Genomic DNA, 21,718 nt, shown 5'->3' with positions numbered 1-21,718 from the left:
GATCGCGCATCGATCCCGACGTCGGGTACTCCACCGCCCACGAACTGCGAGGTACACCCCCCGTGTCCGACACACCGAGCGCGTCCGCCGCGACCGACGACGCGGAGCGTCCGCTCCGCATCCTGATCGGCGCCGACACCTTCGCGCCCGACGTCAACGGCGCCGCGCGATTCGCCGAACGGCTCGCCGCCGGGCTCGTCGAACGCGGGCACGACGTGCACGTCATGGCACCGGCCGCGAGCCGCAAGCACGGCTCGTGGAAGGAGGTCCACGAAGGCCAGGAGATGACCGCGCACCGCCTCTACAGCTGGCGCTGGTACCCGCACGACTGGCTCCGCTTCGCGCTGCCGTGGCGGATCAAGCAGAACAGCGCCCGCGTGATCGACGCCGTCCAGCCCGACGTGGTGCACTTCCAGTCGCACATCATCGTCGGCCGCGGGCTGTCCGTCGAGGCGCAGAAGCGCGGCATCCGCATCGTCGGCACGAACCACATGATGCCCGAGAACATGCTCGAGTTCTCGCTCATCCCGAAGGCATGGCAGGAGTGGGCCGTCGGCCTCGCCTGGAAGGCCGCCCGACGCAGCTTCAGCCGCGCCGAGTCCGTCACCACCCCGACCCGGCGTGCCGCCGACTTCCTCGAGCGGGCCACGGGCCTGCGCGGAGTGCACGCGATCTCCTGCGGCATCGACGCCCACAAGTACTTCCCGAACTGGGAGCCGCGCACGGAGAACCGCATCATCTTCGTCGGTCGCGTCACGCACGAGAAGCACATCGACGTGCTGCTGAACGCGGTCACGCTCCTGCCGGGCGAACTCGACGTGAAGGTCGAGATCGTCGGCGGCGGCGACCAGAAGCGCAACCTCGAGCACCTTGCCGACGAGCTCGGCATCGCCGATCGCGTGACCTTCACCGGATACGTCACCGACGAGGAGCTCCGCGAGGCCTACCACCGGGCCTCCGTGCTGGCCATGCCGTCGATCGCCGAGCTGCAGAGCATCGTCACGATGGAGGCGATGGCCTCGGCGCTGCCCGTGGTCGCCGCGAACGCGATGGCGCTGCCGCACCTCGTGCACGACGGCGAGAACGGCTACCTCTTCGAGCCGGGCAGCGCGGCGGACCTCGCGGCCAAGCTGCGGCTCGTGCTCGAGGCCGCACCGGCCGAGTACCGCCGCATGAAGGAGGAGTCGCTGCGACTCATCGCGGCACACGACATCCAGCGCACCATCACGACCTTCGAGCATCTGTATCGTGGGAAGCCGGTGACCGACCCGGTCACCGACGTCGCGCCGGCCGCACTCCCCGAGTGACCCGGCGCACGGGGCGGTAGCTCAGCCGGTCAGAGCAGTGGACTCATAATCCATCGGTCACGGGTTCAAGTCCCGTCCGCCCTACGGATCCGATCCCGTCGGATGGTCGCGAGCCCCGACACGCTCGGCATCCGCTGTCAATGCCCAGCACCCGCTCCGGTGCGCATGACTACTGTGTGTTCATGGCCGCCCACGCTCCCGGGAACGCGACCACCCGGCACCGCAACGTCTCGATGCTCGCCGTCGCGACCACGATCGCGCAGCGCATCACGACCTCCGAGGAGATCGAACGGCACCTGCGGCCGGTGCTCGATCGGCTCTCGTTGCCGAGCGGGCTGCTCGAGCGGGTGGCCGGCGTGCGCGAGCGCCGCAACTGGGAGGACGGCATGACGTTCGACTCGGCGGCGATCGACGCGGGCCGACGGGCGCTCGACTCCGCCGGCGTGCGGCCCGACCAGGTGGGCCTGCTCATCAACACGTCGATCACCCGCCCGCACCTCGAACCGTCGGTCGCCGTGCGCATCCACCACGGGCTCGGGCTGCCGTCGTCCGCGATCAACTTCGACATCACGAACGCGTGCCTCGGCTTCGTGAACGGCATGAGCCTCGCGGCGAGCATGGTCGACGCGGGCCAGGTCGACTACGCGGTCGTCGTCGACGGCGAGGATGCCGATCAGGTGCAGCGCAACACGATCGACCGCCTGCAGCGCGAGGGGATCGGTCGGGCCCAGTTCATGAGCGAGTTCGCCAGCCTGACGCTCGGCTCCGGCGCGGCCGCCACGGTGATCGGCCGGACCGATCGGCATCCCGAGGGGCACCCGATCCTCGGCGGCATCACCCGCGCCGCCACGCAGTTCAATGCGCTCTGCGTGGGCAGCGTCGACGGCATGTTCACCGACGCCCGGGCACTGCTCAAGGGCGGGATGGAACTCGTCACGGCCGCGTGGCGCGAGGCGCGGAAGCACTGGAACTGGGCCCAGATGGACCGGTACATCATGCACCAGGTGTCCGACGTCCACACCGACGCGATCGTCAAGGCGGCCAAGCTCGACCGGTCCCGCATCCCGCTGACGTACCCCACGCTCGGCAACATCGGCCCCGCCTCGATCCCGATCACCCTCGCGCACGAGGCCCCCTCGCTCCGGCGCGGCGACCGCGTGCTGCTCATGGGGGTCGGTTCGGGGCTCAACACCTCGATGCTCGAGATGGCCTGGTAGCGATGCGGGTCGCCGCCACGTTGCCGCCGCGCGGCCTGCCCGGCCTGCCGGACGGACATTCGCGCATCGTGCGCGCCGCCGGGGCCGACTGGCACCTGCTCGACAACGCGGCCGCGCTCGACGCCGCCGGGGCGACCCCGGTCGGCACGCTGCTCTGCGTGCACGGCAACCCGACGTGGGCCTTCATCTGGCGTCGCGTCCTCGCCCACGCCACGGATGCCGCGGCGGCGGACCCCGAACGCGCCGCCTGGCGGGTCGTCGCCGTCGACCAGCTCGAGATGGGGTACTCCGAGCGGACCGGACGGGCGCGGCGACTCGCCGACCGCGTCGCCGACCTCGGTGCACTGACCGACGCACTCGGGCTCACCGGGCCGGTCGTGACGGTGGGCCACGACTGGGGCGGCCCCGTGAGCCTCGGCTGGGCCGTCGACCACCCCGACCTCCTCGCCGGGGTCGTGCTGCTCAACACCGCCGTGCACCAACCCGACGACCGGCCGATTCCGGCACCCTTGCGGGCGGCGCTCGCGCCGGGCGTGCTCGACCCGGCGACCCGTCGCACGCCCGCCTTCCTCGAGACGACGCTGTCGCTCGCGCGGCCACCGCTCGCGCCCGAGGTCCGCGCCGCCTTCCGGGCGCCGTACGGCTCGGCGGACTCGCGCCGCGGCATCCGCGACTTCGTGGCCGACATCCCCGCCGGCGCGAACCACCCCAGCCGAGCCGAGCTCGACCGGATCGCCGCCGCAGTCGGTCGCCTCGACGTGCCCGCGCTCGTGCTCTGGGGTCCGAAGGACCCCGTGTTCGGCGAGCGCCACCTGCGCGACCTGCTCGGGCGGATGCCGCACGCGGACGTGCACCGGGCCGAGGGCGCCGGACACCTCATCGCCGAGGAGCTCGACCATGCGCCGATCATCGCCGACTGGCTCGACGAGGCGATCGTCCGGCCCCGCGCCGACGCGGCCGATCCGCCGGTGGTCGAGCCGAGCGAGCCCATCTGGGCGGCGATCGAACGCGTTTCGCACCGCCACGCCCCGGCGCTCATCGACATGGCCGCAGGCGCCGACGACGGCCCGAGGATCGTCCCGTGGTCGCTGCTCGCGCGTCGCGTCGACGAGCTCGCGCGCGGATTCCTGGCCGCCGGGGTGCGCCCGGGCGATCGCATCAGCCTCCTCGTGCCGCCGTCGGCGGACCTGACCGCGGTGCTCTACGCCGCGGTTCGGATCGGCGCCGTCGTGGTCGTCGCCGACGCGGGGCTCGGTCTGCCCGGCCTGGGTCGAGCCATCCGCGGCGCCCATCCCGACGTGCTCGTCGGTGCGCTGCCCGGCCTGGCCGCCGCGCGAGCGCTCGGCTGGCCGGGCCGACGCATCTCCGTGGCGACGCTGTCGCCCGCGCTCGCCCGCGCGCTCCGGGTCGAGCAGTCGCTCGGCGACCTGATCCGCCTCGGTCGAGCCGACGCCGCTGCCGGGCCGCTTCCGACACCGGCGCCCACGGATGCCGCCGCCGTCCTGTTCACGTCCGGCTCGACCGGGCCCGCCAAGGGGGTGCGCTACACGCACGCGCAGCTCGCCGCCCTGCGCGATGCGCTCGCGCGGCACTTCGACCTCGGCGAGCACACCGGGATCGTCGCCGGGTTCGCGCCGTTCGCGCTGCTCGGCCCAGCGCTCGGTGCGCGCTCGGTGATCCCGGTCGGCGACGTCACCACTCCGCGCACGCTCACGGCGGCCGCGGTCGCCGACGCGGCGATCGCGGCCGATGCGGCCGTGCTGTTCCTGTCGCCCGCCGCCCTCGCGAACGTGGCCGCGACGGCCGAACGGCTCGACGGAGCTCAACGGGCGGCACTGGGCCGCATCCGCACCGTGCTCTCCGCGGGCGCACCGGTGCCGGTGCACCTCCTCGAACGCGTCGAGGCGCTCATGCCCAGCGCGACGCTGCACACGCCGTACGGCATGACCGAGGGGCTGCTCATGACCGACGTCACGCTCGACGGCATCCGTGCCGCGGGCGACGGCTCGACCTCGGGCGGCGTGTGCGTGGGCCGGCCGGTCGACGGCGTCGAGCTGCGGATCAGCCCGCTCGACGAGGCCGGACGCCCGACGGGCGAGCTCACGACACGTCCGGGCCAGACCGGCGAGATCGTCGTGGCGGCCCGCCACCTGCGCGACGGCTACGACCGGCTGTGGGCGGTCGACCGCGTCGCGAAGGCCCACGCCGTCCCGTATGCGCGCAGGCACAGCACCGGAGACGTCGGTCACCTCGACGCCGAGGGTCGGCTCTGGGTGGAGGGACGCCTGCACCATGTGGTGGTCACGGCGGACGGCGTCGTCACCCCGGTCGGGATCGAGCAGCGGATCGAGGCGGCGACCGGGGGACGGCGGGCCGCGCTGGTCGGCGTCGGCCCGACCGGGACCCAGGCGCTCGTCGCGGTGGTCGAGGGCGGGAGGAGGGCGGGCCTGGCCGAGGCGGCCCTCGCCGCTGCGGTGCGCGCGTCGGCCGGTCGCCCGCTGGCCGCGGTGCTGACGATCCCGGCCCTGCCGACCGACATCCGTCACAACTCGAAGATCGACCGCACCGCGCTCGCGCACTGGGCGGATGCGGTGCTGCGCGGCGAACGGGCGCGACGACCGTGACGCTCCTGGTGACCGGGGCGAGCGGATACCTCGGCGGAGCGGTGGCGCGAGCGTTGCTGGGTCGCGGGTACGACGTGCGAACCCTGCAGCGACGGCCGTCGGGGGTGGACGGCGCGGTCGACATGCTGGGCGATGTGACGGATGCCGCGCGCGTGCGGTCGGCGCTCGAGGGCGTCGAGGCGGTGGTGCACCTCGCGGCGAAGGTGTCGCTGGCGGGCAGCCCCGCGGAGTTCGCGGCGGTCAACGTCGGCGGTACGCGCACGCTCCTCCTCGAAGCGCGCGCGGCCGGCGTGCGACGGTTGGTGCACGTCTCGTCGCCGTCGGTGGCTCACGCCGGCGCGTCGCTCGTCGGCGACGGCGCGGGACCGGCCGATCCGTCGCGCGCGCGGGGTGAGTACGCGCGCACCAAGGCCGAGGGCGAACTGCTCGCCCTGGCCGCCGATTCGCCCGGCTTCGCGGTCGTCGCGGTGCGTCCGCACCTCGTCTGGGGGCCCGGCGACCCCCAGCTCGTCGGCCGCATCGTCGAGCGCGCCAGGCGCCGCCGGCTTCCGGTGATCGGCACCGGCGCGGCCCTCATCGACACGACCTACGTCGACAACGCGGTGTCGGCCATCGTCGCCGCGCTCGACCGCGCCGAGCGGGTGCACGGTCGCGCGTACGTGGTGACGAACGGCGAGCCCCGACCGGTCGCCGAGCTGCTCTCCGGCATCTGCCTCGCCTCCGGCGCCCCCGCGCCGGCCCGGCGGGTACCGGCACGGCTCGCGCGCGCGGCCGGCGGCATGGTGGAAGCCGTGTGGCGGGTGCGGCCGGGGCGCGACGAGCCGCCGATGACCCGATTCCTCGCCGAGCAGCTCTCGACCGCCCACTGGTTCGACCAGCGCCGGGTCCGACGCGATCTCGACTGGTCGCCGACGGTCACGATCGACGAGGGCCTCGCACGGCTGTCGGAGCACGGTCGCTGAACCCGGCCGGCCGCGGGGACCGGGACGACGCCGCGACGACGCCGCCCCGGTACCCGGGTCCGGTCAGTCGCGCGACGCGGCACCCGCGCCGGCACCGTTGACGATGGCGCCGCCCGCGAGACCGGCGAGGATCGCGCCCACGTCCAGTCCGGTGAGCGACTTCACCACCTCCGTGCCCTCGCCGAGCACCTGGCCGACGCTCTTCGTCATGGCGCTGGCGCCGTCCGTGGACACCACCGTGAGCGTGTCGATGTTCGAGATCGGCTCGGCCGCGGCGCGCACGATCTCCGGGAGGCGCGAGATGATCTCCTGCGCGAGGGCGGCCTCCCCGTACTTCTTGAGCGCCTCGGCCTTGGCGTCGGTCGCGGCGGCCTCGGCCACGCCCTCGGCCTGGATCGCGGCGGCGCGCGCCTCGCCCTCGGCGCGAACGCCCGCGGCGAGCGCGACCTGGCGGTCGCGCTCCGCCTCGCCCGCGAACCGCACGCTCGTGGCGGCGGCCTCGGCGTCCTGGACCGCGGCGACCTTGTTCGCCTCGGCGATCTTCGTGCGCTTGTACGCGTCGGCCTCGGTGGACGAGTTCGCGGCGTCGCGCTGGGCGGTCGCTCGCTGCACCTCGGCGTACGCCTCGGCCTCGGCCGGCTTGCGGATCTCGATATCGAGGCGCTCCTGGGTGACCAGCGCCTGCTCGGAGAGCGCGTCGCGCTCCTGGACGGCGACGAGCTTGTCCTGCTCGGCCTTCGCGAGCATGCCGGACGCCTCCGCCTCGGCGTTGGCCCGGTCGGTCTCGGCCTTGATCGCGGCCTGCTTGAGGCTGAGCGCCTTCTGGCGCTCGGCGACCTGCTCGGCGGCCTCGATGCGCGCGAACTCGCTCACCCGGGCCGCCTCGGCCTCGCTGACCTCGGCCACCTGGCGTGCGCGCGCGGCCTCGGCGCGGCCGAGGTTCGCGAGGTAGTCGCTGCCCGGCGTGGAGATGTCGCTGATGTTCAGCAGGTCGACCTGGAGGCCCTGCTCGGCGAGGTCGGTCTTGGTCTCGGCGACCACGCGGTCGGAGAGCGACTTGCGGTCGGAGATGATCTGCTCGATCGTCATGTCGCCGACGATGGAGCGCAGGGAACCCTCGAGCGACTCCTTGATGATCTCGGTCAGCAGGTCCTGCTGCGAGAGGAAGCGCTGCGCCGCGCGCCGGACGCCGTCCTCCGTGCCGCTGACCTTGAAGTTGATCGAGGCCTTGATGGCGATCTTGATCCGGTGCTTGTCGACGCCTTCGACCGTGATCCCGATCTGCCGCTGCTCGAGGGAGATCGCGAATCCCTGCTGCAGGATCGGCCAGACGAAGGTGCGGCCGCCGATCACCACGCGCTGGCCGACGCCGCTGTCCGGCGTGCGACCCGCGCCCCGCCCGACGATGATGAGCGCCTCGTTCGGCGGGACGCGACGAATGCGACGTGCGATGAAGGTCAGGAGGCCGGCCACGGCGATGACGATCGCGACGATCGCGCCGATCTGGACGAGTTCGGGGGAGGGGTCGGTCACGGGGGTCCTTCCGATTCGGTCGAGCGGGAGTCGAGCAGGGGGGTCGAGGAGGGGGGTGAGCAGGGGGTCGAGCAGGGGTCGGGGAGCGGTTCGCGGGTCGCGGCGATCAGGCGAGCTCGGCGACGACCTTGACGCGGCTGCCGGCGTGGGCCACGACTCGGACCCGGGCGCCCTCGGGGATGGGCGCATCGGCGAACGCGAGACGGCGCTCGACCTCGCCGGGGCCGTCGAGGCGTACCTCCCCGGCCGCCGTTCCGATCTCGGCGGTCGCGACGCCGGTGAGGCCGACGGCGGAGGTCGGAACGCCGTCGGAGCTCCTCGCGAGGGAGCGCACGGCGAGCGCGGCGGCGACGTAGGCGAGGGCGCCCAGCGCGACTGCCAGCACGTAGGCCCACACGAGGTCGAGCCCGCCGCTCGCCGTGATCGCACCGGCGGCGCCGAAGACCGTGAACGCCACAGCGAGGGCCGTGCCCGAGACCATCCCGTCGCCGACGTCGAAGTGGTCCAGGACGTCGCCGACCAGGAGCGAGATGACGAGCAGGGCGAGGCCGAGGCCTCCCACGATCAGGAACGGAAGCAGCACGGGGGCCTCTCTCGGGGGCGCCGCGAGGGCGAGCGCGATCCAGTGGCGGCGGCGCTGCGGATGCGGGGCGGTAGGGCTGGCGGGGTCGGGATCACCCTAGCGGCGCCGCGGCGTCGGGCACCAGAGGTGGTCTGCGGATCGCGTCGACGGCCGCATCGCCGCGGATGTCGCGCATCAGCCGCACGACCTCGTCGGCGACCGCGGCGGTCACCGATCGGCAGACCACGCTGTACGGCCCCATCGGTCCGAGGCCGCCGCCGCGGATGCGGATGACCTCCCAGCCGACCTCGCGGAGCGCCGCGTCCTTCTCGAGGTCGGTTCCCTGCTTGAGGCCGCGGTGCGCGCGGCCGGACCGCCCGGGGTCGTCGTACTCGATCGCGATGCGGAGCTCGGCGACGAGGATGTCGGGCCAGACCTCCTGCCGCCCGTAGAACATCCGAGCCGTCCGCACGGCGTTCGCCCGGTGGTGGAGCCGGATGCGTTCGTCGAGCAGGACGCGCAGCCGCTGCTCGGTCATCGAGGTGCCGACCCTGAGCCCGTGCTTCATGAACGGCATGCCGGCCTCGCGCGCCGCGCCGGGCGAGGCGGCGTTCGCGCCGCACTTCGGGCACCCCGGCCCGGTCAGCACGTCGATCACGGGCGCGCGGAAGCGATCGTGACCGCGCCGGCAGCGCCACTCGTACTCGGCCCCGACCCGCGTCTCGGCGGCGAGGGCGCGGCGGTGCGGGGCGGCGACCCGGCCGAGCAGTTCGCTGCGCGTCCGCTGCGTCTCGTGCAGCAGCATGCACACCGGGCAGGTGCGCCGGAGCGCCACGACACCCGGAGCTCCCGCCTCGGCGCCATGGCCGCAGCCGAAGATCACCGCCACCATGCCGTGCTCCCGTCCCTCATGTCGACATGGTGGCGGACGCCGCCGACATCCGGACCGTGAGCGCGGCACCGTCGGCCTGCGCGCGCGTGTCTCCGGTTCGGGGGATGATCGTCGGGTGCGGATGGCGATCGCGGCCACGGGCGCGGGGCGCGTGGTGGTCGGCGACCCCGATCGCGGCGAGGCGCAGGAGGTCGATCGAGGCGAGCTGCCGGCCCTCGTCGCGCGCCTCGAAGCGGAGCACGCGCCGAGATGGGTCTGGACCGACACCCGGTCGTGGGCGCCCGGACTGCTCGCGGCCGGGGTGCGCGTGGCGCGATGCCACGACCTGCGCCTGTGCGGTGCGATCCTCGAGTGGTCGACGCTCGTCGGGCGGGCACGGGATGACCTGCCGTCCCGTCCCGGATGGCTCCCCGCCGGCCCGGCGGAGGCGGCCGACCCGACGTACCACGAGCCGGCGTCGATCGCGCCGTCGAGCAGGGGAACTGCGCTCTTCGAGCTCGACGACGACCACGCCGGTACCGACGACGCCGAGGCGGCGCACCGACCGTCGATCCGCGACCTCGCCGACGAGCACGATCGCCAGCTCGCGCTGGCCGGCGCGGCCGAGCGGCCGGGCGCGCTCCGACTGCTGCTGGCCGCGGAGTCGGCCGGCGCGCTGATCGCCGCCGAGCTCCACGCCGCCGGGCTGCCGTGGGATCGGGCGGAGCACGAGCGCGTGCTCGAACAGGCACTCGGCGCGCGTCCTGCCGCCGGCCGCAAGCCGCGGCGCCTGGAGGAGTCGGCCGCCCTGGTCCGCGACGCGCTCGAGGCGCCGACGCTCAACCTCGACTCCCACGTCGACCTGCTGCGCGCCTTGCGCGCGGCCGGAATCGTCGTCGATTCGACCGCGCGGTGGGAACTGCGCGAGCATCGCCATCCGGCCATCGCGCCGCTGCTGGACTACAAGCGCCGCGCGCGGCTGCTCTCCGCGAACGGCTGGTCGTGGCTCGACGAATGGGTGTCGGGCGGACGGTTCAGGGCGGACTACGTCGCCGGGGGCACGGCGACGGGCCGCTGGGCCACCGCGGGCGGCGGGGCGCTGCAACTGCCCAAGGTCGTGCGCGGCGCCGTGACGGCCGATGAGGGCTGGTCGCTCGTGGTGGCCGACGCCTCGCAGCTCGAGCCGCGTGTGCTCGCGGCCCTCGCGCGCGACCCGGCGATGGCGGCGGCCGGCCGAGGACGCGACCTGTATCGGGCGATCGTGGACGACGGCGTGGTCGCCACGCGCGACGAGGCGAAGGTGGCGGTGCTCGGCGCGATGTACGGTGCGACCACGGGGGACAGCGGCCGGCTCGTGCCGCGCTTGGCCCGGGCCTACCCGCAGGCGATGGCCCTCGTCGACGGGGCGGCCCGCGACGGCGAGGCCGGACGGCGCGTGACCACGCTGCTCGGCAGGTCGTCGCCACTGCCCCCGGCGACCTGGCACGAGGCCCAGGCGCGGGCGAACGCCGTCGACGCGACCCCGGCGGACGAGCGCCGCGCGCGTTCCGCGGCGCGCGACTGGGGTCGCTTCACCCGCAACTTCGTCGTCCAGGGCACGGCCGCCGAGTGGGCGCTCTGCTGGCTGGCGGGGCTGCGCACCCGGCTCGCGGCCCTGCCGGTGCCGTCCGGGGCACGTGCCGCGCCGGGATCGGGCCCGGTGTTCGAGCGGATGCCGCACCTGGTGTACTTCCTGCACGACGAGGTGATCGTGCACGCCCCGGCCGAGGTCGCCGAGGCCGTGGCCGCCGCGGTCCGCGAATCCGCGGCCGAGGCCGGACGGCTGCTGTTCGGCGACGCCCCGGTCGAGTTCCCCCTCGACCTCGTCGTGACCGCGAGCTACGCGTCCATCGACTGAGTCGAGCCTGCGCGCCCCGGGGGAGCGGCGGGCGACCGCCTCGCGGGACGACGGCCGCGACGCGGCCGGTCGGCACTGGGCGGAAACGCCAGCGCTGCGGCATCCGCCTGCGACACCTCGTCGAGCCAGCGCAGGATCGACTCGGCCGAGGCGAGTTCGGCCGACACGGCCAGCGCGGCGAGGCGGCCACGGGCGTCGCCCTCCGAGGTCTCGTCGGGGGTCGGCCGAGCGGATGCCGCGGCCCGCCGTCGCCCCCAGCGCTCGCGCTCGGACGCGATGACCGACGAGGCGTCGACGCCCGGCATCGAGAGGGCGATCAGCACGCGGTCGACGGTCTCGTGGAGCGGGTCGGCGCCCGCGGCGTCCCGGCCCTCCAGCCACTCCGTCGCGGCCCGGCGCCCGCTGCCGGTGATGCGGTGCAGGGGCAGCCCGTCGTCGGTCTCGCCCGCCGGTTCGACGAGGCCGCGAGCGGTGAGGCGGTCGAGGGTCGAGTAGGTCTGGCCGACGTTGACGTCGCGTCGGCGGCCGGTGCGCTCGGCGAGCCCTCCGTGCAGTTGGAACCCGTAGGCCGGTCCGCTGGTCAGCAGCACGAGCAGCGCGTCGCGTACGGCCACGTGGTCTCCTTCGCCCGGGGGTGATTCGACTCACCCGGTATGCAGTTTAGGACAGAGGCTTGTGATGCGCGCGCCCGAGCGTCATACTCGAACTGACGAGTCATCGTCGCCAATCGAACAACCCGCTCACGCCGGGCCCGCCGTTCCAGAGGTCGTAGGGGAAGACGCACCTCACGAGGAAACGGAGCAGGAGATGGCGGAGCAGTTCACGCGGGCCGCGCGCGCCGCGCGCGGCATGCTGTTCGTGCACTCGTCGACGCGGGCGCTGAACCCGCATGTCGAATGGGCGGTCGGCAGAGCGCTCGGCAGTCCCGTCAATTTCGACTGGGCCGACCAGCCCGTGCTGCCCGGGACCATGCGGACCGAGTACTCCTGGACGGGAGAGCCGGGTTCGGGCGCCCGGATCGCGTCGGCGCTCCGAGGATGGGACCAGCTGCGCTTCGAGGTGAGCGAGGACCCGGGACCGGGCAACGACGGCTCGCGGTGGATGCACACCCCCGAGCTGGGCGTCTTCTACGCCCAGACCGACTCCGCCGGCAACGTGGTAGTCCCCGAGGACCGGATCCGGTACGCCATGGAGATCGCGGCCTTCGACGCGGGCGAGCTGCACCGCGAGCTCCGGCTCGCGCTCGGCCAGGCGTGGGACGACGAGCTCGAACCGTTCCGCCACGCCAGCGACTTCGCCCCCGTGGTCTGGTTGCACCGCGTCGGGTGACGCCGCCGCCGCGGTGGCGGGACGCGTTGGCCGGTCGACCTGGTCCCGGCAGCGCGAGAACGAAACCGACGGCGGCGACGCAGAAGGCCCCGGCACCGAACGGTGCCGGAGCCTTCGCCCGGCGGATGCCGGTGGCATCCGCCTCGGACGATCAGGCGGAACGGAAGGCCGCGACGGCGTTGTGGCCGCCGAAGCCGAACGAGTTGCTGATGGCGATCACGTCGCCGTCGCCCAGCGGGCGCGGCGAGGTGACCACGTCGAGCGGGATCTCCGGATCCTGTTCGTCGAGGTTGATCGTCGGGGGGATCATGCGCTCGTGGAGCGCCAGCACCGTGAAGATCGCCTCGATCGCACCGGCGCCGCCCAGCAGGTGGCCGGTGGACGCCTTGGTCGCGGTGACCGCGATCTCGTCGAGGTGGTCGCCGAAGATCCGGCGCAGGGCGTTGTACTCGGCGATGTCGCCCACCGGCGTGCTGGTCGCGTGCGCGTTGACGTGGCGCACATCGGCCAGGCTCGCGCCGGCCCCCTCGATCGCGGACTTCATCGCGCGCGCCGCCGCCGATCCCTCGGGGTCGGGAGCGGTGATGTGGTACGCGTCGCTCGTGATGGCACCGCCGAGCAGCTCGGCGTAGATCTTCGCGCCGCGGGCCTTCGCGTGCTCCTCGGTCTCGAGCACGAGGGCCGCGCCTCCCTCGCCCATGACGAAGCCGTCGCGGCCGATGTCGTACGGCCGAGAGGCGATGGCGGGGTCGTCGTTGCGGCGCGACAGGGCCTGCATCGAGTTGAACGAGGCGATGGTGATGGGGTGGATGGCCGACTCGGAGCCACCGGCGACAACCACGTCGGCCACGCCGTCCTGGAGCTGCTCCCAGGCGTTCACGAGCGACTCCGTGCTCGACGCGCACGCCGAGACGACGGTGCGGATCCCGGCTCGGGCATGGAGGTCCATGCCGACCGCGGCGCCCGGGCCGTTCGGCATGAGCATCGGGACGGTCATCGGCAGCACGCGCCGCGTGCCCCGTTCGCGCAGGGTGTCCCAGGCGTCGAGCAGGGTCCAGACGCCGCCGATGCCCGTGGCCCAGGCGACCGCGAGCCGCTCGGGCTCGACCTCGGGCGCGCCCGCGTCCGCCCATGCCTCACGGCCGGCGATCAGCGCGAACTGGCTCGACGGGTCGAGGCGCTTCAGCTCATGCCGTTCCAGGGACTCCGACGCGGGCACCTTGGCGGTCGCCGCGAACTTGACGGGCAGGTCGTACTTCTCGACCCATTCGGCCTCGAGGGTGCGCGCGCCGGACTCGCCCTCGAGCAGGGCGTTCCAGCTTTCGCGAGCGGTCCCGCCGATCGGCGTGGTCGCGCCGACGCCGGTGATCACGATCTTCTTGGTCATACGAGAGCAACTCCGGTGGGGAAGGGACGGGGCGGGCCGGGGTGCCGGCCCGCCCGTCGCACTAAGCCTGGGCCTTGACGATGAAGTCGACGGCGTCGCCGACGGTCTTGAGGTTCTTGACCTCCTCGTCGGGGATCTTCACGTCGAACTTCTCCTCCGCGTTGACGACGATCGTCATCATCGAGATGGAGTCGATGTCGAGGTCATCGGTGAACGACTTGTCCAGCTCAACCGTGTCGGTCGCGATGCCGGTCTCGTCGTTGATCAGCTCGGCCAGGCCGGCAAGCACTTCTTCGTTGGACAATGCCATGGTTCTTCTCCTTGAGGGTGTCTCGTTGACCGAGACACAGTCTAGATGGACGGGGGACGGCGGCTCAGGGGAGAACCACCACTTGGGCGCCGAACACGAGTCCGGCGCCGAAGCCGATCTGGAGGGCGAGGCCGCCCGAGAGGTCGGGGTGCTCCTCCAGGAGACGATGCATCGCCAACGGGATGGACGCCGCCGAGGTGTTCCCGGTGGTGGCGATGTCGCGCGCGATGGCGACCGTCTCCGGCAGCTTCAGCTGCTTGGCGAACTCGTCGATGATGCGCATGTTGGCCTGGTGCGGAATGAACGCGGCGAGGTCGTCGGCGGTGACGCCGGCCGCGTCGAGCGCCTCCTTGGCGACCTTCGCCATATCCCAGACCGCCCAGCGGAACACCGTCTGGCCCTCCTGGCGGAGCGTCGGCCATTCGGAGCGGCCCTCGCGGAAGTCGATGAGCGTGCTGTTCATGCCCACCGCGGCGGCCTTCGAGCCGTCGGAACCCCACACGGTCGCGCCGATGCCGGGCGTCTCGCTCGGGCCGACCACGACGGCGCCGGCTCCGTCGCCGAGCAGGAAGGAGATCGTGCGATCGGTCGGGTCGACGACGTCCGAGAGCTTCTCGGCGCCGATGACCAGTGCGTAGTGCGCCGCGCCCGCGCGGAGGAGCGCGTCGGCCTGTGCCACCGCGTACGCGTAGCCCGCGCAGGCCGCGTTCATGTCGTAGGCGGCGGCCGGGTTGGCCCCCACCCGATCGGCGACGACGGCGGCGATCGACGGGGTCTGCTGCACGTTCGAGATCGTCGCGACGATGACGAGGTCGATCTGCTCGGCCGGCACCCCCGACCGCTCGATCGCCTCGCGCGCGGCATCCGTCGCCAGGTCGACCGCCAGCACGTCGTCGCCGGCGCGCACGCGCGTGACGATGCCGGTCCGCTGCCGGATCCACTCGTCCGAGGAGTCGATCGGGCCGACGAGGTCGTCGTTCGGCACGGCGTGCTCGCCGCGGGCGGCGCCGATCGAGTAGAGGCGCGTGTGCGCGGGGCCGTGAGACTGGGTGAGCGTGGGGTGCGTCATGCGTTCTCTCGTGTCGTTGGTGGACTACGCGGCCTGGTCGAGCAGCTCGATCGCCGCCGGGAGGTCGTCGGGCGTCTTCACGGCGACCGTCGGGACGCCCTTCAGTGCGCGCTTGGCGAGTCCGACGAGCGCTCCGGCGGGCGCGAGCTCGATGAGCCCGGTCACCCCGGCGTCCGCGAACGACGCCATGCAACGGTCCCAGCGCACCGGCGAGGCCACCTGGCCGACGAGCAGCTCGACGAACGACGATCCGGATGCCACGGGCGTCCCGTCGCGGTTCGTCCAGAGCGTGTGCGCGGGGTCCGCGGCGGACAGCGAGAGCGCGACCTCGGCGAGCCGCTCGCGGGCGGGCTGCATGTAGCGGGTGTGGAACGCGCCGGCGACCTGCAGCGGGATGACGCGCGCGCCGCTCGGCGGCTCCGCCCTGAGGCGCTCGAGCGCGTCGGTCGCACCGGCGACCACGATCTGGCCGCCTCCGTTGAAGTTCGCCGGTTCGAGGCCCAGTTCGTCCAGGCGCGCGAGCAGTTCGGACTCGTCGGCGCCGATGACCGCGCTCATGCCGGTCGGCTCGAGCGCCGCCGCCTCGGCCATGGCCCGGCCGCGCGCGGCGACGAAGCGCATCGCGTCGGCCGCATCGAGCACTCCCGTCGCGGCGGCCGCGGTGATCTCACCCACCGAGTGCCCGGCGACGCCGCCGATCCGTGCCACCCGGCCGTCGGCCGCGAGGGCGTCGAACGCGAGGATCCCCGCGGCGACGATGAGCGGCTGCGCGATCGCGGTGTCGCGGATCGTCTCGGCGTCGCTCTCGGTCCCGTGGCGCTCCAGGTCGACGCCGGACGCGTCTGACAGGGCGGCGAGGCGCTCGGCGAAGGAGGGTTCGGCGAGCCAGGGGGAGAGGAAACCGGGGGTCTGGGAGCCCTGACCAGGGCAGGCGACGACGATCACCGTCTCAGTCTGCCAATCGCTGCAGACGGATGAGTGTGCACTCGCGACAAGGTATGCCGTGAGACGTTGTCACGACGGCACATAGAACCGTCAGTTCGCCGGCCGCCGCCGGGGCGTGGTCTCGTGGTCGCTCATCGAGCCGATGATGAGCGCCGACTGCAGGATCAGCGCCTCCCGGGCGCCGGTGGCGTCCCAACCGATCACGTCGGAGACCCGCTTCAGGCGGTAGCGGACGGTGTTCGGGTGCACGAAGAGCTCGCGGGCGGTCGCCTCGAGCGATCGGCCGTTGTCGAGGTAGCTCCAGAGCGTCGTCAACAGCTCGGTCGAGTGGGCCTGGAGGGGGCGGTAGATGCGGTGCACGAGGGTCGCCCGTGCCAGCGGGTCGCCGGCCAGCGCGCGCTCGGGGAGCAGGTCGTCGGCGTGGACCGGCCGCGGCGCGTGCCGCCACGACCGTGCGACGGCGAAGCCCGCCAGGGCGGCCTTGGCGCTCTTCCCGGCGTCGACGAGGTTCGGCACCTCGTGCCCGAGCACCAGGTGCCCGGCGCCGAAGTGCGGTTCGAGCTGCGCGGCGATCTCGATGAACGTGAGCGCCGGGGCGGTGCCGACGGCATCCTCCGACTCGCTTCCGCGCGGCTCGGCGCGTCCGATCACGACGACGAGGCGATTGCCCTGCACGCCCACGAGCACGTCGGCCTGCATGTGGCGCGCCGTGCGGCGGACCTGGTCGACGTCGAACAGCTTCGGGGCCGTGCCCACCAGCACGGCGACCTCGCCATGGCCATGCCAGCCGAGGGCCGCGATGCGGCTCGGCAGCTCGTCGTCGTACTCCCCGGAGAGGATCGAGTCGACCACGAGGGCCTCGAGGCGTGCATCCCACAGGCCCCGGGCCTCCGCCGCGCGGGCGTAGACGTCGGCGGCCGCGAACGCGATCTCGCGCGAATACAGCAGGATGGCTTCGCGCAGGGGCTCGCCGCCGTCCTTCACGCGCTCCTCGACGACCTCGACCGTCACCCGGATGAGCTGCAGCGTCTGCTGGAGACTCACCGAGCGGAGGAGCTCCCGCGGAGCCGCCCCGAACACGTCGGCGGCGATCCACGGGGTGGACTTCGGGTCGTCGAACCACGCGATGAAGGACGAGATGCCGGCCTGGGCGACGAGCCCGACCGCCGACCGCCGGCTCGGCGGCATGTCGCCGTACCAGGGCAGGGTGTCCTCCAGGCGCTTGAGCGTCTGGGTCGCCAGCTCGCCCGCGATGGTCCGCAACCACGCGAGCGTCTCCGCCTTGGTCCTGGGCTTCGTCGCCACGGCCGGTGGCCTGCTAGCTCTCGCCGCCGGCGGTGCCGGTGGTGCCGGCGTTCACGTCGTGGAGGCGGTACTTCTCGATCGCCCGGGCGGGGAGGTCCCCGTCGACCTCGCCGCGGTCGGCGAGCAGCTGGAGCGTGCGCACGACCACCGAGGGTCCGTCGATCTTGAAGTACCGACGCGCAGCGGGGCGGGTGTCGGAGAATCCGAACCCGTCGGCGCCGAGGGTCGCGTACTGGCCCGGCACGTACGGACGGATCTGCTCCTGCACCGCGCGCATGAAGTCGGACACGGCCACGAACGGGCCCTGCGCCTCCGAGAGCTTCTGCGTCAGGTAGGGCACGCGGCGCTCGGCCTCGGGGTGGAGGAAGTTGTGCTCGTCGACGGCGAGCCCGTCGCGGTTCAGCTCCGACCAGCTCGTCACCGACCAGACGTCGGCCGACACGCCCCAGTCCTCGGCGAGGAGCTGCTGGGCCTCGAGGATCCACGGCACCGCGACGCCGGAGGCGAGCAGCTGGGCCTTCGGGCCGTCGTGGTTCGACTGCGAGACGCGGTGGATGCCGCGCACGATGCCTTCGACGTCGACGCCCTCCGGCTCGGCCGGCTGGACGAGCGGCTCGTTGTAGACCGTGAGGTAGTACATGACGTTCGGGTCGGGGTGGTTGCCGCCGTACATCCGGTCGAGGCCCGAGTGCACGATGTGGCCAATCTCGTAGCCGTAGGCCGGGTCGTACGACACGACCGCCGGGTTGGTCGCGGCGAGCAGCGGCGAGTGGCCGTCCGCGTGCTGCAGGCCCTCGCCGGTCAGCGTGGTGCGTCCGGCGGTCGCGCCGATCATGAAGCCGCGCGCCATCTGGTCGCCGGCGGCCCAGATGGCGTCGCCGGTGCGCTGGAAGCCGAACATCGAGTAGAAGACGTAGATCGGGATCAGGGGCTCGCCCTGGGTCGAGTACGACGTGCCGATGGCGGTGAACGCGGCGAGCGCACCGGCCTCGTTGATGCCGACGTGGACGATCTGGCCCTGCGGACTCTCCTTGTAGGCCAGGAGGAGCTCGCGGTCGACCGAGGTGTAGTGCTGCCCGTTCGGGTTGTAGATCTTGGCGTTCGGGAAGAACGCGTCCATGCCGAACGTGCGGGCCTCGTCGGGGATGATCGGCACGATGCGGTTGCCGAAGTCCTTCGAGCGCATGAGGTCCTTCAGCAGGCGGACGAACGCCATGGTGGTGGCGACCTCCTGGGTGCCGGAGCCCTTCTTCGCGATCGCGTAGGCGGAGTCGTCGGGCAGCGAGAGGGCGGTGTGCTTCGTCCGCCGCTCGGGCAGGTAGCCGCCGAGCTCGCGCCGGCGCTCGTGGAGGTACTGGATCGCCTCGTCGTCCTCGCCCGGGTGGTAGTACGGCGGGAGGTAGGGGTTCTCCTCGAGCTGCGCGTCGCTAATCGGGATGCGCATCGTGTCCCTGAACGTCTTCAGGTTGTCGAGCGTCATCTTCTTCATCTGGTGGGTCGCGTTGCGGCCCTCGAACGCCGGCCCCAGGCCGTAGCCCTTGATGGTCTTGGCGATGATGACCGTCGGCTGGCCCTTGTGCTCCATGGCGGCCTTGAAGGCCGCGTAGACCTTGCGGTAGTCGTGGCCGCCGCGCTTGAGGCCCCAGACCTGGTCGTCGGTGAGGTCCTTGACGAGCTCGAGGGCGCGCGGGTCGCGGCCGAAGAAGTTCTCGCGCACGTACGCACCGGATTCGGCCTTGTAGGTCTGGTAGTCGCCGTCGGGGGTGACGTTCATCAGGTTCCGCAGCGCGCCGTCGTGGTCGCGCGCCAGCAGGTCGTCCCACTCGCGACCCCAGATCACCTTGATGACGTTCCACCCGGCGCCGCGGAAGAAGCTCTCGAGCTCCTGGATGATCTTGCCGTTGCCGCGCACGGGGCCGTCGAGTCGCTGCAGGTTGGCGTTGATGACGAAGGTGAGGTTGTCCAGCCCCTCGTTCGCCGCGACCTGCAGCTGGCCGCGGCTCTCGACCTCGTCCATCTCGCCGTCGCCGAGGAAGGCCCAGACGTGCTGGTCGGAGGCGTCCGCGATGCCGCGGTTGGTGAGGTACTTGTTCGCCTGCGCCTGGTAGATCGCATTGATCGGGCCGAGACCCATCGACACCGTCGGGAACTGCCAGAACTCGGGCATGAGCCGCGGGTGGGGGTAGGAGGACAGCCCGTTCGGGGCGTGCGACTTCTCCTGGCGGAACCCGTCGAGCTGGTCGGTCGTCATCCGGCCCTCGAGGAACGCCCGGGCGTAGGTGCCGGGGGAGGCGTGGCCCTGGATGAAGATCTGGTCGCCGCCGCCGGGGTGGTCCTGGCCACGGAAGAAGTGGTTGAAGCCGACCTCGTACAGCGCCGCGGAGGACGCGTAGGTCGAGATGTGGCCGCCGACGGCGATACCCGGCCGCTGCGCGCGGTGCACGAGCATCGCGGCGTTCCAGCGGATCCAGGCGCGGTACCGGCGCTCGATCTCCTCGTCGCCCGGGAACTCGGGCTCGTTGTCGGGGGCGATCGTGTTCAGATAGTCCGTGGTCGGCACCATCGGCACGCCCAGGTGCAGCTCCTTGGAGCGCTTCAGCAGGCTGAGCATGATCTCGCGCCCGCGCTGGTGGCCCTTCTCGGCGACGAGGGCGTCGAGGGACTCGCCCCACTCGGTGGTCTCCTCCGGATCGGAGTCCATCGCCTCGACCGAGTACGGGTCCTGGTCGTTGACAGTCACACTCGACCTCTCTCTTCAGCAGATCGTGCCTCTGATGCGCGCGTCGCGCACGACGAAGACCGGGTCACGGCCGGGGGCACCACGCCATCCTAGTGATTCTATGCCCGGGTACGGGCAGCTAGGCTGGCGCGCGCCCCATCGGACGGCAGGAGGCGGCGTGTGAACCTCGACGTCGGCGCGACCGCGCCCGACTTCATCCTTCCCGACCAGTTCGGCGCGCCGCAGCGTCTCGCCGACCGTCGCGGGCTGCGTCCGGTCGTGCTCGTGTTCGTGCCGTTCGCGTTCTCCCGCACCTGCACGGGCGAGCTGCGCGAGCTCGACGCCGCGTCCGCGATGTTCGAGGAGGCGGGCGCCGAGGTCCTCGTGGCGTCCGTCGATGCGAAGTACGCCCTCCGGGCATGGGCGGAGGCCGAGGGAGTGGGCCTGACCCTCCTCTCCGACTTCTGGCCGCACGGCGGGGTCGCCGCCCGGTACGGGGCGTTCGACGCGTCGGCGGGGTTCGCGCGCCGGGCGACCTTCGCGATCGACGCGGGCGGCGTCATCCGCTCGTCGTTCTCCGCGCCGCCCGGCGAGGCCCGGCCGCTGTCGGCCTACCGGGACGCCCTCCGACGGCTCGAGGGGCCGTGACGGATGCCGCGGGCCCGCGTCGTACGATGGGGGAGCGCCGCAGGCGCGGGGGCCTTTAGCTCAGTTGGTAGAGCGCCACGCTTACACCGTGGATGTCGTCGGTTCGAGCCCGGCAGGGCCCACCGACGAGGACCGGCGGGTGCGGCAGGGGCCCGACAGGACCGCCCGCGCCGCACGGCGTAGGCTTGGGCGCGTGCCAGTCCGCCTCGCCGACGTCCTCTCGACCGTGGAACGACTCTGGCCCGTCGCCGGCGCCGAGCCGTGGGATGCGCCCGGGCTCGTGACCGGCGATCCGGCGCGCGACGTCGAGCGCGTCCTGCTGACGGTCGACGCCGTCGCGGCGACCGTGGACGAGGCCGTCGCATCCGGTGCCGACCTGGTGGTCGCGCACCATCCGCTGCTGCTTCGCGGCGTCACCTCGATCGCCGAGGATCGCTACAAGGGCGCCCTGCTCGCGAAGCTCATCCGCGCGGACTGCGCGCTCGTGGGCGCGCACACGAACGCCGACATCGTCGAGACCGGCACGTCGGCCGTGCTCGCCGACCGCATCGGCCTCGTCGACGTCGCCCCGATCGTGCCGAACGCGGCGGACGCCGCGCGCGGCCTCGGTCGCGTGGGCCGCCTCGCCGAACCGACGACGCTCGGGCGCCTCGCCCGACGCCTTGCGGAACTGCTGCCGCCCACGGCGACGGGAGTGCGCGTCGCCGGAGGGTTCGACGACCCCGTCGAGACCGTCGCCGTCTGCGGCGGCGCCGGCGACTCGCTCCTCGCGCACGAGGCCGTGCGCACCGCCGACGCGTACGTCACCGCCGACCTGCGGCACCACCCGGCGTCCGAGGCCCGCGAGCAGGCGATGCTCGGCGGCGGCCCCGCGCTCGTCGACGTCTCGCACTGGGCGAGCGAATGGCTGTGGCTGGATGCCGCGGCCCGAGAGCTCCGGGAGGCCCACCCCGAACTCGAGGTCGTGGTGAGCGACCTCCGCACCGACCCGTGGGACTTCCAGGTCGTCCAGTGACCCGTCCCGCCCCGACCG

The 21,718-nt window shown here is 73.0% G+C and carries 18 protein-coding genes and 2 tRNA genes; 10 read left to right on the top strand and 10 right to left on the bottom strand.

What is annotated here, in order from left to right; all coding sequences use genetic code 11:
- Positions 1 to 62 precede the first annotated feature (62 nt).
- The 5 genes from ACUY4T_RS11450 to ACUY4T_RS11430 all read left to right on the top strand — a co-directional run bounded on the left by ACUY4T_RS11450 (position 63) and on the right by ACUY4T_RS11430 (position 6,110).
- Positions 63 to 1,307, top strand: coding sequence for a glycosyltransferase (locus ACUY4T_RS11450; protein WP_446019064.1), 1,245 nt, complete (start codon positions 63 to 65; stop codon positions 1,305 to 1,307).
- Positions 1,308 to 1,317: 10 nt separating this feature from the next.
- A tRNA-Ile gene (locus tag ACUY4T_RS11445) sits at positions 1,318 to 1,391 on the top strand.
- Between the two features lie 98 nt (positions 1,392 to 1,489).
- Complete coding sequence (locus ACUY4T_RS11440; protein WP_446019063.1) at positions 1,490 to 2,524, top strand: 3-oxoacyl-ACP synthase III; 1,035 nt, start codon at positions 1,490 to 1,492, stop codon at positions 2,522 to 2,524.
- Positions 2,525 to 2,526: 2 nt separating this feature from the next.
- On the top strand, positions 2,527 to 5,148 hold the full coding sequence (locus tag ACUY4T_RS11435) for an alpha/beta fold hydrolase (protein ID WP_446019062.1): 2,622 nt from the start codon (positions 2,527 to 2,529) through the stop codon (positions 5,146 to 5,148).
- Entirely contained in the window at positions 5,145 to 6,110 is a 966-nt protein-coding gene (locus ACUY4T_RS11430) for an NAD-dependent epimerase/dehydratase family protein (RefSeq protein WP_446019061.1), read from the top strand. The genes ACUY4T_RS11435 and ACUY4T_RS11430 overlap by 4 nt, the downstream gene beginning before the upstream one ends.
- Before the next feature lie 63 nt (positions 6,111 to 6,173).
- On the opposite strand, the gene ACUY4T_RS11425 is transcribed toward ACUY4T_RS11430, so the two are convergent.
- From ACUY4T_RS11425 to ACUY4T_RS11415, 3 genes are all read right to left on the bottom strand, one after another.
- The gene (locus ACUY4T_RS11425; RefSeq protein WP_446019060.1) at positions 6,174 to 7,643 is read right to left on the bottom strand and encodes a flotillin family protein; all 1,470 of its coding nucleotides are present in this window, start codon (positions 7,641 to 7,643) and stop codon (positions 6,174 to 6,176) included.
- A gap of 106 nt (positions 7,644 to 7,749) precedes the next feature.
- Positions 7,750 to 8,226, bottom strand: a complete 477-nt coding sequence (locus ACUY4T_RS11420) for an NfeD family protein (protein WP_446019059.1) — start codon at positions 8,224 to 8,226, stop codon at positions 7,750 to 7,752.
- Positions 8,227 to 8,317: 91 nt separating this feature from the next.
- Positions 8,318 to 9,097 carry a putative endonuclease domain-containing protein gene (locus ACUY4T_RS11415; RefSeq protein ID WP_446019058.1) on the bottom strand — a complete coding sequence of 260 codons (780 nt, stop codon included), beginning with the start codon at positions 9,095 to 9,097 and terminating at the stop codon, positions 8,318 to 8,320.
- Between the two features lie 121 nt (positions 9,098 to 9,218).
- On the opposite strand from ACUY4T_RS11415, the gene ACUY4T_RS11410 reads away from it, so the two are divergent.
- On the top strand, positions 9,219 to 10,973 hold the full coding sequence (locus ACUY4T_RS11410; protein WP_446019185.1) for a bifunctional 3'-5' exonuclease/DNA polymerase: 1,755 nt from the start codon (positions 9,219 to 9,221) through the stop codon (positions 10,971 to 10,973).
- On the opposite strand, the gene ACUY4T_RS11405 is transcribed toward ACUY4T_RS11410, so the two are convergent.
- Positions 10,955 to 11,587 carry a PadR family transcriptional regulator gene (locus tag ACUY4T_RS11405; protein ID WP_446019057.1) on the bottom strand — a complete coding sequence of 211 codons (633 nt, stop codon included), beginning with the start codon at positions 11,585 to 11,587 and terminating at the stop codon, positions 10,955 to 10,957. The two genes, ACUY4T_RS11410 and ACUY4T_RS11405, sit on opposite strands and share 19 nt — an antisense overlap.
- A gap of 193 nt (positions 11,588 to 11,780) precedes the next feature.
- On the opposite strand from ACUY4T_RS11405, the gene ACUY4T_RS11400 reads away from it, so the two are divergent.
- Positions 11,781 to 12,302: a DUF3145 domain-containing protein gene (locus ACUY4T_RS11400; RefSeq protein ID WP_446019056.1), complete on the top strand. Its 522-nt coding sequence runs from the start codon at positions 11,781 to 11,783 to the stop codon at positions 12,300 to 12,302.
- Positions 12,303 to 12,453: 151 nt separating this feature from the next.
- Here ACUY4T_RS11400 and ACUY4T_RS11395 read toward each other — a convergent pair whose 3' ends face one another.
- From ACUY4T_RS11395 to aceE, 6 genes are all read right to left on the bottom strand, one after another.
- Complete coding sequence (locus tag ACUY4T_RS11395) at positions 12,454 to 13,689, bottom strand: beta-ketoacyl-[acyl-carrier-protein] synthase family protein (protein WP_446019055.1); 1,236 nt, start codon at positions 13,687 to 13,689, stop codon at positions 12,454 to 12,456.
- A 61-nt stretch (positions 13,690 to 13,750) separates the two neighbouring features.
- Positions 13,751 to 13,999 (bottom strand): acyl carrier protein, encoded by a 249-nt coding sequence (locus ACUY4T_RS11390; RefSeq protein ID WP_067950223.1) that lies wholly within the window; start codon positions 13,997 to 13,999, stop codon positions 13,751 to 13,753.
- Between the two features lie 64 nt (positions 14,000 to 14,063).
- Positions 14,064 to 15,068 carry a beta-ketoacyl-ACP synthase III gene (locus ACUY4T_RS11385; RefSeq protein ID WP_446019054.1) on the bottom strand — a complete coding sequence of 335 codons (1,005 nt, stop codon included), beginning with the start codon at positions 15,066 to 15,068 and terminating at the stop codon, positions 14,064 to 14,066.
- Positions 15,069 to 15,092: 24 nt separating this feature from the next.
- Positions 15,093 to 16,013, bottom strand: a complete 921-nt coding sequence (locus ACUY4T_RS11380; protein ID WP_446019053.1) for an ACP S-malonyltransferase — start codon at positions 16,011 to 16,013, stop codon at positions 15,093 to 15,095.
- 90 nt (positions 16,014 to 16,103) lie between these two features.
- Entirely contained in the window at positions 16,104 to 17,318 is a 1,215-nt protein-coding gene (locus ACUY4T_RS11375) for a PucR family transcriptional regulator (protein ID WP_446019052.1), read from the bottom strand.
- Positions 17,319 to 17,331: 13 nt separating this feature from the next.
- The gene (aceE, locus tag ACUY4T_RS11370; RefSeq protein ID WP_446019051.1) at positions 17,332 to 20,058 is read right to left on the bottom strand and encodes a pyruvate dehydrogenase (acetyl-transferring), homodimeric type; all 2,727 of its coding nucleotides are present in this window, start codon (positions 20,056 to 20,058) and stop codon (positions 17,332 to 17,334) included.
- A 159-nt stretch (positions 20,059 to 20,217) separates the two neighbouring features.
- On the opposite strand from aceE, the gene ACUY4T_RS11365 reads away from it, so the two are divergent.
- From ACUY4T_RS11365 to ACUY4T_RS11355, 3 genes are all read left to right on the top strand, one after another.
- The gene (locus ACUY4T_RS11365; protein ID WP_446019050.1) at positions 20,218 to 20,685 is read left to right on the top strand and encodes a peroxiredoxin; all 468 of its coding nucleotides are present in this window, start codon (positions 20,218 to 20,220) and stop codon (positions 20,683 to 20,685) included.
- 49 nt (positions 20,686 to 20,734) lie between these two features.
- Positions 20,735 to 20,807: transfer RNA gene (locus ACUY4T_RS11360), tRNA-Val, on the top strand.
- 71 nt (positions 20,808 to 20,878) lie between these two features.
- Complete coding sequence (locus tag ACUY4T_RS11355) at positions 20,879 to 21,700, top strand: Nif3-like dinuclear metal center hexameric protein (RefSeq protein ID WP_446019049.1); 822 nt, start codon at positions 20,879 to 20,881, stop codon at positions 21,698 to 21,700.
- Positions 21,701 to 21,718: the final 18 nt, after the last annotated feature.

The organism is Agromyces arachidis (assembly GCF_052805135.1).
Note: the sequence above shows the minus strand (reverse complement) of the source record. Positions and strands in the feature narration are given on the sequence as shown.